This window comes from Kitasatospora sp. NPDC001175 (assembly GCF_053598215.1).
In genome coordinates this window covers 1-12,520 of sequence record NZ_JBSFJU010000005.1, presented here as the reverse complement: position 1 = coordinate 12,520, position 12,520 = coordinate 1, and the positions used below count along the sequence as shown (strand labels likewise).

At 70.4% G+C, this 12,520-nt stretch carries 11 protein-coding genes and 2 rRNA genes; 2 read left to right on the top strand and 11 right to left on the bottom strand.

What is annotated here, in order from left to right; genetic code table 11:
• Window positions 1-74: 74 nt before the first annotated feature.
• The 5 genes from ACWDAK_RS05430 to ACWDAK_RS05410 all read right to left on the bottom strand — a co-directional run bounded on the left by ACWDAK_RS05430 (window position 75) and on the right by ACWDAK_RS05410 (window position 5,543).
• The gene (locus ACWDAK_RS05430) at window positions 75-506 is read right to left on the bottom strand and encodes a fic family toxin-antitoxin system, toxin component (protein WP_344638417.1); all 432 of its coding nucleotides are present in this window, start codon (window positions 504-506) and stop codon (window positions 75-77) included.
• Window positions 503-733, bottom strand: a complete 231-nt coding sequence (locus ACWDAK_RS05425; RefSeq protein ID WP_045304440.1) for a toxin-antitoxin system HicB family antitoxin — start codon at window positions 731-733, stop codon at window positions 503-505. The genes ACWDAK_RS05430 and ACWDAK_RS05425 overlap by 4 nt, the downstream gene beginning before the upstream one ends.
• A gap of 252 nt (window positions 734-985) precedes the next feature.
• Complete coding sequence (locus ACWDAK_RS05420) at window positions 986-1,669, bottom strand: TetR/AcrR family transcriptional regulator (protein WP_344638416.1); 684 nt, start codon at window positions 1,667-1,669, stop codon at window positions 986-988.
• Between the two features lie 176 nt (window positions 1,670-1,845).
• Window positions 1,846-3,141 (bottom strand): class I SAM-dependent RNA methyltransferase, encoded by a 1,296-nt coding sequence (locus tag ACWDAK_RS05415; RefSeq protein ID WP_427392978.1) that lies wholly within the window; start codon window positions 3,139-3,141, stop codon window positions 1,846-1,848.
• A 323-nt stretch (window positions 3,142-3,464) separates the two neighbouring features.
• Window positions 3,465-5,543: an APC family permease gene (locus ACWDAK_RS05410; RefSeq protein WP_344638513.1), complete on the bottom strand. Its 2,079-nt coding sequence runs from the start codon at window positions 5,541-5,543 to the stop codon at window positions 3,465-3,467.
• Window positions 5,544-5,788: 245 nt separating this feature from the next.
• On the opposite strand from ACWDAK_RS05410, the gene ACWDAK_RS05405 reads away from it, so the two are divergent.
• Window positions 5,789-6,457, top strand: coding sequence for a potassium channel family protein (locus ACWDAK_RS05405; RefSeq protein WP_344638415.1), 669 nt, complete (start codon window positions 5,789-5,791; stop codon window positions 6,455-6,457).
• Window positions 6,457-7,125, top strand: a complete 669-nt coding sequence (locus tag ACWDAK_RS05400) for a potassium channel family protein (protein WP_344638414.1) — start codon at window positions 6,457-6,459, stop codon at window positions 7,123-7,125. The genes ACWDAK_RS05405 and ACWDAK_RS05400 overlap by 1 nt, the downstream gene beginning before the upstream one ends.
• 88 nt (window positions 7,126-7,213) lie before the next feature.
• On the opposite strand, the gene ACWDAK_RS05395 is transcribed toward ACWDAK_RS05400, so the two are convergent.
• The 6 genes from ACWDAK_RS05395 to ACWDAK_RS05370 all read right to left on the bottom strand — a co-directional run.
• The gene (locus ACWDAK_RS05395; protein WP_344638413.1) at window positions 7,214-8,038 is read right to left on the bottom strand and encodes a DUF3159 domain-containing protein; all 825 of its coding nucleotides are present in this window, start codon (window positions 8,036-8,038) and stop codon (window positions 7,214-7,216) included.
• A 2-nt stretch (window positions 8,039-8,040) separates the two neighbouring features.
• Window positions 8,041-8,445, bottom strand: a complete 405-nt coding sequence (locus tag ACWDAK_RS05390; protein WP_344638412.1) for an OB-fold nucleic acid binding domain-containing protein — start codon at window positions 8,443-8,445, stop codon at window positions 8,041-8,043.
• A gap of 84 nt (window positions 8,446-8,529) precedes the next feature.
• Window positions 8,530-9,210, bottom strand: a complete 681-nt coding sequence (locus tag ACWDAK_RS05385) for a response regulator (protein ID WP_344638411.1) — start codon at window positions 9,208-9,210, stop codon at window positions 8,530-8,532.
• On the bottom strand, window positions 9,207-11,798 hold the full coding sequence (locus tag ACWDAK_RS05380) for a sensor histidine kinase KdpD (protein ID WP_344638410.1): 2,592 nt from the start codon (window positions 11,796-11,798) through the stop codon (window positions 9,207-9,209). The genes ACWDAK_RS05385 and ACWDAK_RS05380 overlap by 4 nt, the downstream gene beginning before the upstream one ends.
• 434 nt (window positions 11,799-12,232) lie before the next feature.
• Window positions 12,233-12,349: ribosomal RNA gene (rrf, locus tag ACWDAK_RS05375) — 5S ribosomal RNA — on the bottom strand.
• A 78-nt stretch (window positions 12,350-12,427) separates the two neighbouring features.
• Window positions 12,428-12,520: ribosomal RNA gene (locus ACWDAK_RS05370) — 23S ribosomal RNA — on the bottom strand; the annotation flags it as partial.

Sequence of the window (12,520 nt, the reverse complement as noted above, 5' to 3'; positions counted from 1 at the left end):
TCGCCGTGTCGGATGAAACCCCCAGCCTAGGTGATCACCGCCCGGGCGCGGCCGGGACGGTACCGCCGACGGCGTCAGTCGGCGTCGCCGTCGTCCCCGTCGTCATCCCCCCGCACCTCCTCCTCCTCGGCCTCGTCCACCACCCAGGCGGCCAGCCGGTCGGCCACCCCGCTGACGCCGAGCTTGCCCTCCCGGATCGCCCGCGCCAGGCTGCGCACCTCGCGCGCGGTGGTGGCGACGCTGCAACCGCTGGCCACCAGGTACGCGTAGGCGACGGCGGTGGCGAAGAGCTCGTTGCTCCGCTCCAGCGCCGGTACCCGGATCAGCTGGTGCATCAGGGCCGCCGCCCGGTCTTGCGGTTCGGGGTAGACGGCGATGTCGAAGATCTCGGCCTGGTGCCGGGTGACCGCCGCGAGCAGCGATCCGTAGTCCGTGACCGGCGGGTCGCCGGGGGTGTACTGCTCAGCGGTCATGAGCAGCCACGAGAGGTCCACCTCAAGGTTCAACGGCGCACGTCCTGCAGGCCGTCGCCGAACTCGGCGAGGAAGGTCGACTCGTACTCCTTCATGAACTGCGCGGCGGCGTCGACGAACAGCCGACCGGTCTCGCCCATGTCCTGCCTGACAAGCCGTTCGATGTACTGGTTCATGCTGATCCCCTGCTGCTCGGCGCGCTCGCGCGCCATCTCGGCGGTGGCCGCATCCACCCGGACGTTCAGCTGCTTCTTCGCCATGACGTAACGCTAGCGTCATGTTGCTAGCACAACAAGGGCGCATTCCGACCCTCCCCGCGCCCTCCGTCACCCCAGTGCTCCCAGAAGACCGGAAATCGCCGCTGCGAGCGCTGGGGAACATACCCGCCCGGCCTCCGGGTCACCCCTTCGTGTGCAACACCACCGTGTCCGGATCCTCGGCCCGCAACACGGTCCTTCCGCGGATCCGGACACCGGCCGGGCCGGTCGGGTCCTCGCCTCGCGGCGCCGGGTTCAACTCAGCTCGGCCGAGTCCACCGCACCGCCACCGGCCTCGGTCGATCCGGCCGCACCGCCGCCGGCTTCCGGCGCGGCCGTCCAACTGCGCAGCAACAGTTCGAACGCGTCGACGACCACCTCGTCGGTGAACTCGTCGGGGCGCAGCAGCCGCTGGATCAGCAGACCGTCCTCCAGCGCGTGGACGATCAGGGCAAGGAACGCCGGGTCGGCCGGCGGTACCGCCCCGCGCCGCGCCAGCTCATAGCGCAGGCCCTCGGCGATGGCGGCGCTCGCCAGTTCCTCGCGCTCCGCCAGCAGCGGCCTGACCTCGGGGTTCCGCAGGGCGTGCAGGACGAGTTCCATCCGCAGCGCGAGCCAGTCCGCCAGGTGCCGCCCCCGCTCGCGGTGCCAGGTACGCAGCGCGGCCAGCATCTCCTCGAAGGACTCCGCGCCGCGCCCGATCTCCTCGACCTCCTGCCGCTCGTGCAGGGTGCGCTGCTTGAGGAGCTCCAGTACCAGGCCGTTCTTGTCCTCGAAGTTCCCGTAGAAGGCGCCTCGGCTGTAGCCGGCCCGCTCGGCGATCTGCTCGACCGAGGCCCCGTTGACACCCCGCTCGGCGAACAGCTCGGCGGCGGCCGTGACCAGCCGCTCCCGGGTCTGCTGCCTGGTCTCCTCGCGGGTCATGCGCCTGGGCGCCACACTGCCCTCCCTGCCACGGGACTCCCGGATACGGATCCGTACCGATATGCGGAAACGTATCAGGGGTGCCCGCGCAGCCCGCCGGAAACCGAACGGGGGCGCGCGGAACCGGGTGACTGGCCGTGCACGGCCGTACGGTTCCACGCGCCCCCGGGGCTCTCCGGGCCGACCCGGGACTACTCGGCGACCGGCTCCAGGATGGCCACGCACTCGAAGTGGTGGGTCATCGGAAACAGGTCGAAGGCCCGGAGCGAGACCGGGCGGTAGCCGCCTTCGCGGAAGAACGCCAGGTCGCGGGCGAGGGCCGCCGGGTCGCAGGCGACGTACGCGATCCGGCGCGCCTCCAGGCCGACCAGGTGGGCGACGGTCTCCCGGCCCGCCCCCGCGCGCGGCGGGTCGAGGACGATCAGGTCGGTGGAGGTGATCCCGGTGCGCGGGAGCAGCGACTCGACCTTGTCGCACTCGATCCGGACGTTGTCCACCGCGGCCAGGTTGTGCCGGGCGTCGATCACGGCCTGCTTGCTGGACTCGATGCCGAGCACCGCCCCGTCCTCGCCGACCCGGTCCGCCAGGGCTCCGGCGAACAGACCGACCCCGCAGTACAGGTCGAGGGCCATCTCGCCCCACTGCGGGTCGAGCCCGCCCAGGACGGCCTCCACCAGGGTGTCCGGCGCCTCGGGGTGGATCTGCCAGAACCCGCCGTTGCTCACCCGCCAGGTGCGCCCGGCGGCCCGCTCACGGACGAAGGTCCGGCCGTGCACCCGGTGGACGTTCCCCTGGTCGTCGATCCGGGTGATGGAGACCGGGCGGTCCAGCTCGACCAGCGGCAGCTGGGCACCGGCCCTGGGCGTCAGCACCACCTGGCGGTCCGAGGACCCGGTGGCGGCGATCGCCTCGATGCTCTCCACGCCCGACCAGTCGCGGGCCTCGATGCCCAGCTCGGCCACCCCGGGGGCGGCGATCAGGCAGCGGTCGACCGGCTCGACGTCGTGCGAGCGGTGACGGCGCAGCCCGGCCTTGCCGGTGGCGGGGTCGACGGCGTACTGCACCCGGCTGCGCCAGGCGGGCACCTCGCCCGCCGGGAGCTTGCCGCCGACCGGCTCGACGCTGCCGTCCCAGCCGGCCTCCTCGGGGGTCAGGTGGGCGAGCTTGGCCAGCTGCTCGGTGAGCACCTGCGCCTTGAGCTTGCGCTGGCCACCGGGGGTGACGTGCTGCCAGTCGCAGCCACCGCACCGGCCGGGGCCGGAGAACGGGCACGGCGCCGGGATCCGCTCCTTGGCGGCGTCCAGGATCTCCACCGCGTCGGCGCGCAGGAAGCGGGAGGTGGTGGTGCCCTCGGTGACCCGGGCGATCACCCGCTCGCCCGGCAGCGCGTGCCGCACGAACAGCACCCGGCCCTCGTGCCGGGCCACGCAGTGCCCGCCGCCGTGCGCGACCGGGCCCACCTCGACCTCGTAGCGCTCGCCGACCAGCGGGTCACCGCTCGGGGCCTTGGGCGCGCGCTCCGCCCTGGCCGGCTTGACCGTGCGCAGCGCCTTCGGCGGGCGGACGGCCTGCTTGCGCGGCGCGCTCTTCCCGGACGCGGCCGACTCGGCCCGGGCGGGCCGGTCCTGGGCCGCCTGGGGCTTCGGCTCGGCCGGGACGACCGGGGCGGTCTGGGCCGTGTAGCCCTCGCGGTCCGTGGCCGCCGGACGGGACGGCTTGGCTCCCCAGCGCGGGCGGGCGACCTGTCCGGGCTTGGCGGACTTGCCGGACTTGCCGGACTTCCCCGCGGAGCGGGACGGGTTGTTGCGGGTCACGAGGTCGAGTCCTTGCTGGCGTCGATGAGGTCGGTGCTGGGAGCAGCCGACTCTACGGGGCTGGAACCACCCGACTCTACGCGCTCGTGCCTGGGCTCGCCGCGCCGGACGGCCCCCGGGGCGGACCAGGCGCGCTGCTTCCCGCGCCGCTCCGAGGACTCCAGCTGCCAGGGCACCGAGGTCACCATGACACCGGGCTTGAACAGCAGTCGTCCCTTGAGGCGCAACGCGCTCTGGTTGTGCAGCAGGTGCTCGTACCAGTGGCCGACCACGTACTCGGGGATGTAAACCGAGACCACGTCGCGAGGACTGCTGCGGCGCAGGTTCTTGACGTAGTCCAGGACCGGGCCGGTGATCTCTCGGTACGGGGAGTCCAGCACCTTGAGCGGAACCTCGATGCCCCGCTGGTCCCAGTCCTTGCGCAGCGCCTCGGTGTCGGCCGGGTCCACGTTGACGGTGACGGCCTCCAGCGTGTTCGAGCGGGCCAGCCTGGCGTACGCGAGGGCACGCAGGGCGGGCTTGTGGAGCTTGGAGACCAGCACGATGCCGTGCACCCGGGTGGGCAGCAGGGTGTCGTCCGCCTCCTCGGCGGCCTGCAGCTCCTCGGAGACCCGGTCGTAGTGGCGGCGGATCGCCTTCATCATCACGAAGAGCACCACCATGGTGGCGATCGCGATCCAGGCGTGACCGATCTTGGTGACCAGGACCACGATCAGCACCGCCGCGGTCATCACCAGGCCGAAGGTGTTGATCGCGCGGCTGCGCTGCATGCGCCGCCGGGCGGCCGGGTCGGTCTCGGTGCGCAGCAGACGGGTCCAGTGCCGGATCATGCCGGACTGGCTCATGTTGAAGGAGACGAAGACTCCGACGATGTACAGCTGGATCAGCCGGTTCGGGTCGGCACCGAAGGCGACGATGAACGCGATCGCGGCGATGGCCAGCAGGATGATGCCGTTGGAGAAGGCGAGCCGGTCACCGCGGGTGTGCAGCTGACGGGGCAGGTAGCGGTCCTGGGCGAGGATCGAGCCGAGCACCGGGAAGCCGTTGAAGGCGGTGTTGGCGGCGAGCACCAGGATCAGTCCGGTGACACCGGCGATGAAGTAGAAGCCCGGGGTGAAGTTGGAGAACACCGCCTCGCTGATCTGTGCCAGCGCGGTCTTCTGGTGGTAGTCCGCCGGTGCGCCGACCAGCTGGCCCACCGGGTCCTCGGCCATCTGGGTCCCGGTCAGGTGGGCCAGGTAGATGATCCCCATGAACATGGTCACCGCGATGGTGGCCATCATCAGCAGGGTGGTGGCGGCGTTCTTGCTCTTGGGCGTACGGAAGGCCGGCACGCCGTTGGAGATCGCCTCGACACCGGTGAGCGCGGCGCAGCCCGAGGAGAACGCCTTGAGCAACAGGAAGACCAGCGCGAACCCGGCCAGCGAGCCGTTGCCGTCGGTCGCCGCCAGGTGGAAGCCGGAACTCTCGGCGGGCATGTCGGCGCCGAAGGCGAAGTGCCGGACCACGCCGTAGACCACCATGCCCAGCACGCCGATCATGAAGGCGTACGTCGGGACGGCGAAGGCGGTGCCCGACTCGCGCACACCGCGCAGGTTCATGCCCATCAGCAGGACCACCAGGGTCACCGAGAGCGCCATCTCGTGGCCGCGCAGCGCGGGCACGGCGGAGACCACGTTGGCCACCCCCGAGGTGGTGGAGACCGCCACCGTGAGGATGTAGTCCACCATCAGCGCGCTGGCCACCACCAGACCGGAGTTCGGCCCGTGGTTGACCGTGGCGACCTCGTAGTCGCCGCCACCACTCGGGTAGGCATGCACGTTCTGCCGGTACGAGGCGACCACCGCGAGCATCACGATGGCGACCACGACGCCGATCTGCCAGGAGAAGTGGATCGCGGAAACCCCGGCCAGCGAGAGGGTGAGGAGGATCTCCTCCGGGGCATAAGCCACCGAGGAGAGCGCGTCCGAGGCGAAGACCGGTAGCGCGATCCGCTTGGGGAGGAGAGTCTCCCCGAGCTTGTCGCTGCGCAGGGCGCGTCCGATAAGGATGCGTTTAGGTAGATCAGCAGGCATAGGCACGTAGGCATGGTAGGGGTTCGTGTCTAGATGTCGACTATGCCGGTGGCTACCTCCGTCGGGACTCCGGTCGGTGGACCGGCTAGCGTGTCGGATGATGAGCTTGAGGGGTGGTCCCGCTGCCCCGCCGCGCCAGGACCGAAGGCACGGCCTTGAAGATCACCCCCCGAAGACCGGGGCGAAAGGATGATGAGCGGTGTTTGCGCAGGTCATGACCCAAACGGACTGGGTGAGGTAGCCCCGTGCACATCGTCATCATGGGTTGTGGGCGCGTGGGCTCGGCCCTCGCGAGAACGCTGGAGAAACAGGGTCACTCGGTGGCCGTCGTCGACCAGGACCCGACCGCGTTCCGGCGCCTGGGCGCCGGTTTCAACGGTCGCCGGGTGACCGGGGTCGGTTTCGACCAGGACACCCTCAAAGAGGCCGGCATCGAGGAGGCGGGCGCCTTCGCCGCCGTCTCCAGCGGTGACAACTCCAACATCATCGCGGCCCGGGTGGCCCGGGAGAACTTCGGCGTCGAGCACGTCGCGGCCCGGATCTACGACCCCCGCCGCGCCGAGGTCTACCAGCGTCTGGGCATCCCGACCGTCGCCACCGTGCGCTGGACCGCCGACCAGATGCTGCGCCGACTGCTGCCGAGCGGTGCCGAGCCGCTCTGGCAGGACCCGAGCGGCAGCATCCAGCTGGCCGAGGTGGCCTTCGACCCGTCCTGGATCGGCCACCGGTTCACCGACCTCGAAGGGGCCGCGGGCGTCCGGATCGCCTTCGTCACGCGCCTGGGCGAGGGCCTGCTGCCCACGCCGCAGATGGTGGTCCAGGAGGGCGACCTGGTGCACGTCACGCTGCACCGGGCGGATCTGGCGGCCGTCGAGGCCGTGTTCACACGGGGTCCGCAGGAGGGTGAGCACTGATGCGAGTCGCCATTGCCGGAGCCGGGGCCGTCGGCCGCTCGATCGCGGGCGAGCTGTTGGAGAACGGCCACGAGGTCCTGCTGATAGACAAGAACCCCGGCTCCATCTCGGTGGAGCGGGTTCCGCTGGCGGAGTGGCTGCTGGCCGACGCCTGCGAGATCACCTCGCTGGACGAGGCGGCGCTGCAGCGCTGCCACGTGGTGATCGCCGCGACCGGTGACGACAAGGTCAACCTGGTCGTCTCGCTGCTCGCCAAGACCGAGTACGGCGTGCCTCGGGTGGTCGCTCGGGTGAACAACCCGAAGAACGAGTGGCTGTTCAATGAGTCCTGGGGCGTCGACGTCGCGGTCTCCACGCCACGACTGATGTCGGCCCTGGTCGAGGAAGCCGTCAGCGTCGGCGACCTGGTCCGGCTGATGCGCTTCAGCCAGGGCAACGCCAACCTGGTCGAGCTGACCCTGGCCGCGGACACCGACCTGGTCGGCACCCGGGTCGGCGACGTCACTTGGCCGGTCGACACCGCGCTGGTGACCATCATCCGCGAGGGCCGGGTACTGGTACCGGGTAAGGACGACACCCTGGACGCCGGTGACGAGCTGCTGTTCGTGGCCGCCCAGGAGCGCGAGGAGGAGCTGGAGGAACTGCTCTCCGGATCCGGCGCACGCTAGTCCGCACACCTGCATGAAAGGGCCGTACCCGACAACCGGGTACGGCCCTTTCATGCAGGTGGCCCGAGGTCCGGGCCCCGGAGCGAGGTCACTCCTCCTCGACCTGCGCCTTGATCGGCGGCGGCGCCTTGAGCAGGATCTGCCAGGTCACGTACATCGCCAGCAGCATCGGCGGGATTCCCAGGGCGACCTTGAGCCAACCGAGCAGATTGACGTTGCCGGTGAAGTACAGCGGGAAGAGGATCACCGGCTTGATGCCCATGATCACTACCCAGGCCCAGGTGGCCTTGGTGTACGCGGCCAGCCGGCCCGGGTTCTGGGTGCGCCAGGTGAACATCTCTCCGGTGATCGGGCCGAGCATCACCCCGATCAGCGGCCAGCGGGCCAGCGCGGAGACGGCCAGCGCGACGCAGTAGCCGACGTTGTAGAGCAGGCCGGGCAGGTAGAAGTCCTGGGCCTTGCCGGTCTTCATCGAGATCCATGCGCCGATCGCGACTCCGAACACGCCACTGAAGGCGTGCTGGATGGTCTCCCGCTTGAACAGCCGGACCACCACGAAGAGCGCGCTGAGCCCTAGCGCCGCCCAGGCCGCCGGGGCGACCTGGTGGGTGAGGTTGAAGGTGACGATGAAGACCAGACCCGGCAAGGTCATGTCGATCATGCCCCGGACGCCGCCGAAGGCCTGGAGCACCGTCTCGGCGGCCTCCTTGGACGCCGCGGCCTCGCGCGCGGCCGACTCCTCAGCCGTCTCCTGGACCGCTGGATTCCCGGGCTGCCGGGACGCCTCGTAAGCGGCGAACGTCTCGTCGGCCGACTCCACCACCGACTCGGTCAGGGTGTGCTCGACGTACCCCTCGAACTCGGCGGGCACAGCGGTACGGGCAGCGGGGTCGCCGCCTGGCAGATTGGTCACGCTCACTCGCTCCCGTGTCCGGCCGGACGCAGTTCGTAGCGGGGGTTGAAGAGGACACGGCGTCCCCGGGCGTAGCTGATCCGGCCGGAGGCCACCAGCCTCCGGCCGGGCACTATCCCGACGATCGCCCGCCGTCCCAACCAGACCACGTCCAGCGCGTCACTGCCGTCGAAGAGCTCGGCCTCCAGCGCGGGCACGCCGGCCCGGGGCCGGAGGGTAACGGTGCGCAGGGTGCCCGCCACGGTGACCACCTCACGGTCCCCGCAGCTGGCGATCGGGGTACATCCCGACTCCGCCGTGTCCCGCCGCAGCTCCTCGGCCTGCAGCTCCTCGGAGGAGGAGGTCAGGCGGCTGAGCATGCGCCGGAGACGGCCCTGCGGCTGCGTGCCGCTGTTGTCACCACTCATGCCCGAAGGGTACCGGTTTCAAGTGTTCGAACGGCAGGGCCGCAGCCCCGGCCGGTCCGCGTCGGGCCTCCCGGAGCCCGTCGCTCAGGACTCGAAGCGGTAGCCCATGCCCGGTTCGGTGATGAAGTGGCGCGGGTGCGAAGGATCCGACTCCAGCTTGCGGCGCAGCTGGGCGAGGTAGACCCGCAGGTAGTTGGTCTCGGTCCGGTAGGCGGGGCCCCACACCTCCTGGAGCAGCTGGGTCTGACTGACCAGCCGGCCCGCGTTGCGGACCAGGACCTCCAGCAGATGCCACTCGGTGGGGGTCAGCCGGATGTCCCGGCCGTCCCGGTTCACCTTCTTGGCCGCCAGGTCGACGGTGAAGCTGTCGGTGACGACCACCGAGTCGTCCTCCCCCGCGACCGGCTCGGCACGCCGGACCGCGGCCCGCATCCGGGCCAGCAGCTCGTCCATGCCGAACGGCTTGGTGACGTAGTCGTCCGCACCGGCGTCCAGTGCCTCGACCTTCTCGTCCGAGGCGTGGCGGGCGGAGAGCACGATGATCGGGACACGGGTCCAGCCGCGCAGCCCCTTGATCACCTCGACGCCGTCCATGTCGGGCAGGCCCAGGTCCAGTACGACCACGTCCGGATGGCGGGCGGCGGCCAGTTCCAGGGCACTCGCCCCGTCATGGGCCGCGTCCACTTCGTACTTGCGGGCCTTGAGGTTGATCACCAGGGCGCGGACGATCTGCGGTTCGTCGTCCACGACAAGAACCCGGGTCATTCGGGCTCCGCCTTTCGGTTCGGTGACAGCTGTGGCTTTTCAGGGAAGTTGACGTCGGGCAGGTCGACGGCGGGCAGGGTAACCACCATCGTCAGCCCGCCGCCAGGGGTGTCCTCGGCGGTGACGGTGCCGCCCATCGCCTCCACGAATCCCCGGGCGACGGCCAGACCGAGACCGACACCCGCGCCGCGCGGGGCGTCGCCGTAGCGCTGGAAGGGCGCGAAGATCCGCTCCTTGGCCGCCTCCGGCACTCCCGGACCGCGGTCCACCACCCTCAGCTCGACCCTGGCCGCACTGCCCGGGGGATGCAGCGCATCGGCCTTGACCAACACCTTCACACCATCGGGACTGTACTTGACGGCGTTCTCGATCAGGTTGGCCAGCGAACGCTCCAGCAGCCCGGCATCGGCGTGGATCATCGGCAGGGTCTCCGGCACGTCGAGCTTGACGGCGTCCGCCGCGACCCCGCCGAGGGCGAACGGGACCACCTCGTCCAGATCGGTCTCGTGGATCAGCGGGGTCACCGTGCCGGTCTGCAGCCGGCTCATGTCGAGCAGGTTGTTGATCAGATGGTCGAGCCGGTCCGCCCCGGCCTCGATCCCGGCCAGCAGCTCGGCCTCGTCCGCCTCGTCCCACTCCACGTCCTCGGCCCGCAGGGAGCTGACGGCGGCCTTGATCCCCGCGAGCGGGGTGCGCAGATCGTGCGAAACGGCGGCGAGCAGAGCGGTGCGGATCCGGTTGCCCTCAGCCTCACGGCGGGCCGCGGCGGCCTCGCGGGCCAGTCGGCGGCGCTCCAGCAGGACTGCGGCCTGGGCGGCGAACGCGCCGAGCAGCCGCCGGTCCTCGGCCGGGAGCACCCGGCCGCGCAGCACCAGGGCCAGCTCGGTGCCGACCGGGACGTCCACGTCGCCGTCCTCGGGCCGTTCCGGCGGACACGACCCGGCGCTGGCGGCGATCCGCCACGGGGAGTGCTCGCCCGAACGCTCCAGCAGGGCCGCGGAGTCCTGCTGGAAGGTCTCCCTGACCTGATCGAGCAGGACGGTGAGCAGGCTGTCGCCGCTGGGCGCGCCACGCAGCACCGTACCGGCGAGAGCACTGAGCGTATGGGCCTCGGCCTGGCTGCGGGCGGCCTGCTGGGTGCGCCGGGCAGCCAGGTCGACGACCGAGGCCACGGCTATGCCGACTGCGGTGAAGATGCCCACCGCCAGGATGTTCTCCGGCGAGGAGATGTCGAGCGTGTGCAGCGGCGGGGTGAAGTAGTAGTTCAGCGCCGTGGAACCGACCAGGGCCGAGGCGATCGCCGGGAACAGTCCGCCGACCAGCGCCGCGCACACCGTCAGCGACAGGAAGAGCAGCATGTCGGTGGAGAGCCCGAGCCCGTGCGCATGGGTGAGGAGCACCGCCAGCAGCAGCGGTCCGACCACACCGATCAACCAGCCGGCCACCGTACGGGTCCGGCCGAGGTCGGTGACCTTGCGGATCGGGATCCTGCCCCGCCCCTTGGCCGCGTGCTCATGGCTGACGATGTGCACGTCGATGTCGCCGGAGTCCCGGGTCACCGTGGCACTCACGCCCGGTCCGTAGGTGTACTGCCAGGCCCGGCGCCGGCTGGAGCCCAGCACGATCTGGGTCGCGTTGACGCCCCGGGCGAAGGCCAGCAGTGCGGCCGCCGGGTCGTCGCCGAGCACGGTGTGGAAGGTGCCGCCGAGACTCTCCACCAGGGCCCGCTGCTCGATCAGGGCCTGCGGCGAGCCTGCGCCCGCCAGACCGTCCGAGCGGGAGATGTGCACGGCGAGGACCTCACCGCCGGAGCCCTTCGCGGCGATCCGCGCGGCCCGGCGGATCAGCGTGGCGCCTTCGGGGCCGCCGGTGAGACCGACCACGATCCGCTCCCGCGCCTGCCAGGTGCCCTTGATGCCCTGTTCCTCGCGGTACCGCTGCAGGTACTCGTCCACCCGGTCGGCGGTCCAGAGCAGGGCGAGCTCGCGCAGCGCCGTCAGGTTGCCGACCCGGAAGTAGTTGGCACACGCCGCGTCGATCTTCTCCGGCGCGTACACGTTGCCGTGCGCCAACCGGCGGCGCAGGGCCTGCGGCGACATGTCGACCAGCTCGATCTGGTCGGCCCGCCGGACCACCGCGTCCGGAACGGTCTCACGCTGCCGAACCCCGGTGATCCCTTCCACCACATCACCGAGGGACTCCAGGTGCTGGATGTTGACGGTCGACACCACGTCGATGCCGGCGGCGAGGAGTTCCTCGATGTCCTGCCATCGCTTGGCGTTGCGGCTGCCCGGCACATTGGTGTGCGCCAGCTCGTCCACCAGCGCGACGGCCGGCTTGCGCGCCAGGATCGCGTCGACGTCCATCTCGGTGAAGATGGCGCCCCGGTGGACCACCTCGTGACGGGGAACGGTCTCCAGCCCGTCGATCAGCTCGGCGGTCAACCGCCGATTGTGGTGCTCGACGAACCCGACTACCACATCGGCGGTGCCTCGGGCCTGCCGCCGGTGCGCCTCCGCGAGCATGGCGTACGTCTTCCCGACCCCGGGCGCCGCCCCGAGATAGATCCGCAGCCTGCCGCGTGCCATACATCCCATTTTTCGTGCCGCCCGGAAGCCGTGCCTCCGGACACCTGTTCGCTGGTTTCGAGACTACGGCTTTGAATGCGGATTTCCGCTGATCGGACCAGTGAATCGGCGGTTTTAGCAGGTTTTTGACGGTCGCGGGTCGGCCGGAGCCGCCGGTACGGAGTAGTGCACCGTGGTGTACCCGGCCGCTACGGCGGGCCGGAGGCGTCACGGAGTGGCAACGGGAGCCGGCTCGGTGTGCGGGTAGCCGGACCCACGGACCTGGACGAGGATGGCTAGTCGTCGATGGCCCGGGGGTTCCGATCCGGTGCCGACCAGGTGTCAACCGCGTTGGTGTTCCGGGGGCGGTCTGTCTCCGGGTTCAGGATTCGGGAATGCCCGGAAATGCGGAAAGCCCCTCCCGGTATCCCCGGGAGGGGCTTTCACTAAAAATTGTTCGGCGGCGTCCTACTCTCCCACAGGGTCCCCCCTGCAGTACCATCGGCGCTGTGAGGCTTAGCTTCCGGGTTCGGAATGTAACCGGGCGTTTCCCTCACGCTATGACCACCGAAACACTATGAAACTATCAACCGGACCAACCACACGGCTGGGGTCGTTGTTTCAGAACAACACAGTGGACGCGAGCAACTGAGGACAAGCCCTCGGCCTATTAGTACCGGTCAACTCCACCCCTCACAGGGCTTCCATATCCGGCCTATCAACCCAGTCGTCTACTGGGAGCC

Coding starts and splice junctions, on each gene's coding strand:
- ACWDAK_RS05385 (WP_344638411.1), bottom strand. CDS start 9,210: ATGACCCGGGTTCTTGTCGTGGACGACGAACCGCAGATCGTCCGCGCC.
- ACWDAK_RS05410 (WP_344638513.1), bottom strand. CDS start 5,543: ATGCCTGCTGATCTACCTAAACGCATCCTTATCGGACGCGCCCTGCGC.
- ACWDAK_RS05425 (WP_045304440.1), bottom strand. CDS start 733: ATGGCGAAGAAGCAGCTGAACGTCCGGGTGGATGCGGCCACCGCCGAG.
- ACWDAK_RS05380 (WP_344638410.1), bottom strand. CDS start 11,798: ATGGCACGCGGCAGGCTGCGGATCTATCTCGGGGCGGCGCCCGGGGTC.
- ACWDAK_RS05400 (WP_344638414.1), top strand. CDS start 6,457: ATGCGAGTCGCCATTGCCGGAGCCGGGGCCGTCGGCCGCTCGATCGCG.
- ACWDAK_RS05390 (WP_344638412.1), bottom strand. CDS start 8,445: ATGAGTGGTGACAACAGCGGCACGCAGCCGCAGGGCCGTCTCCGGCGC.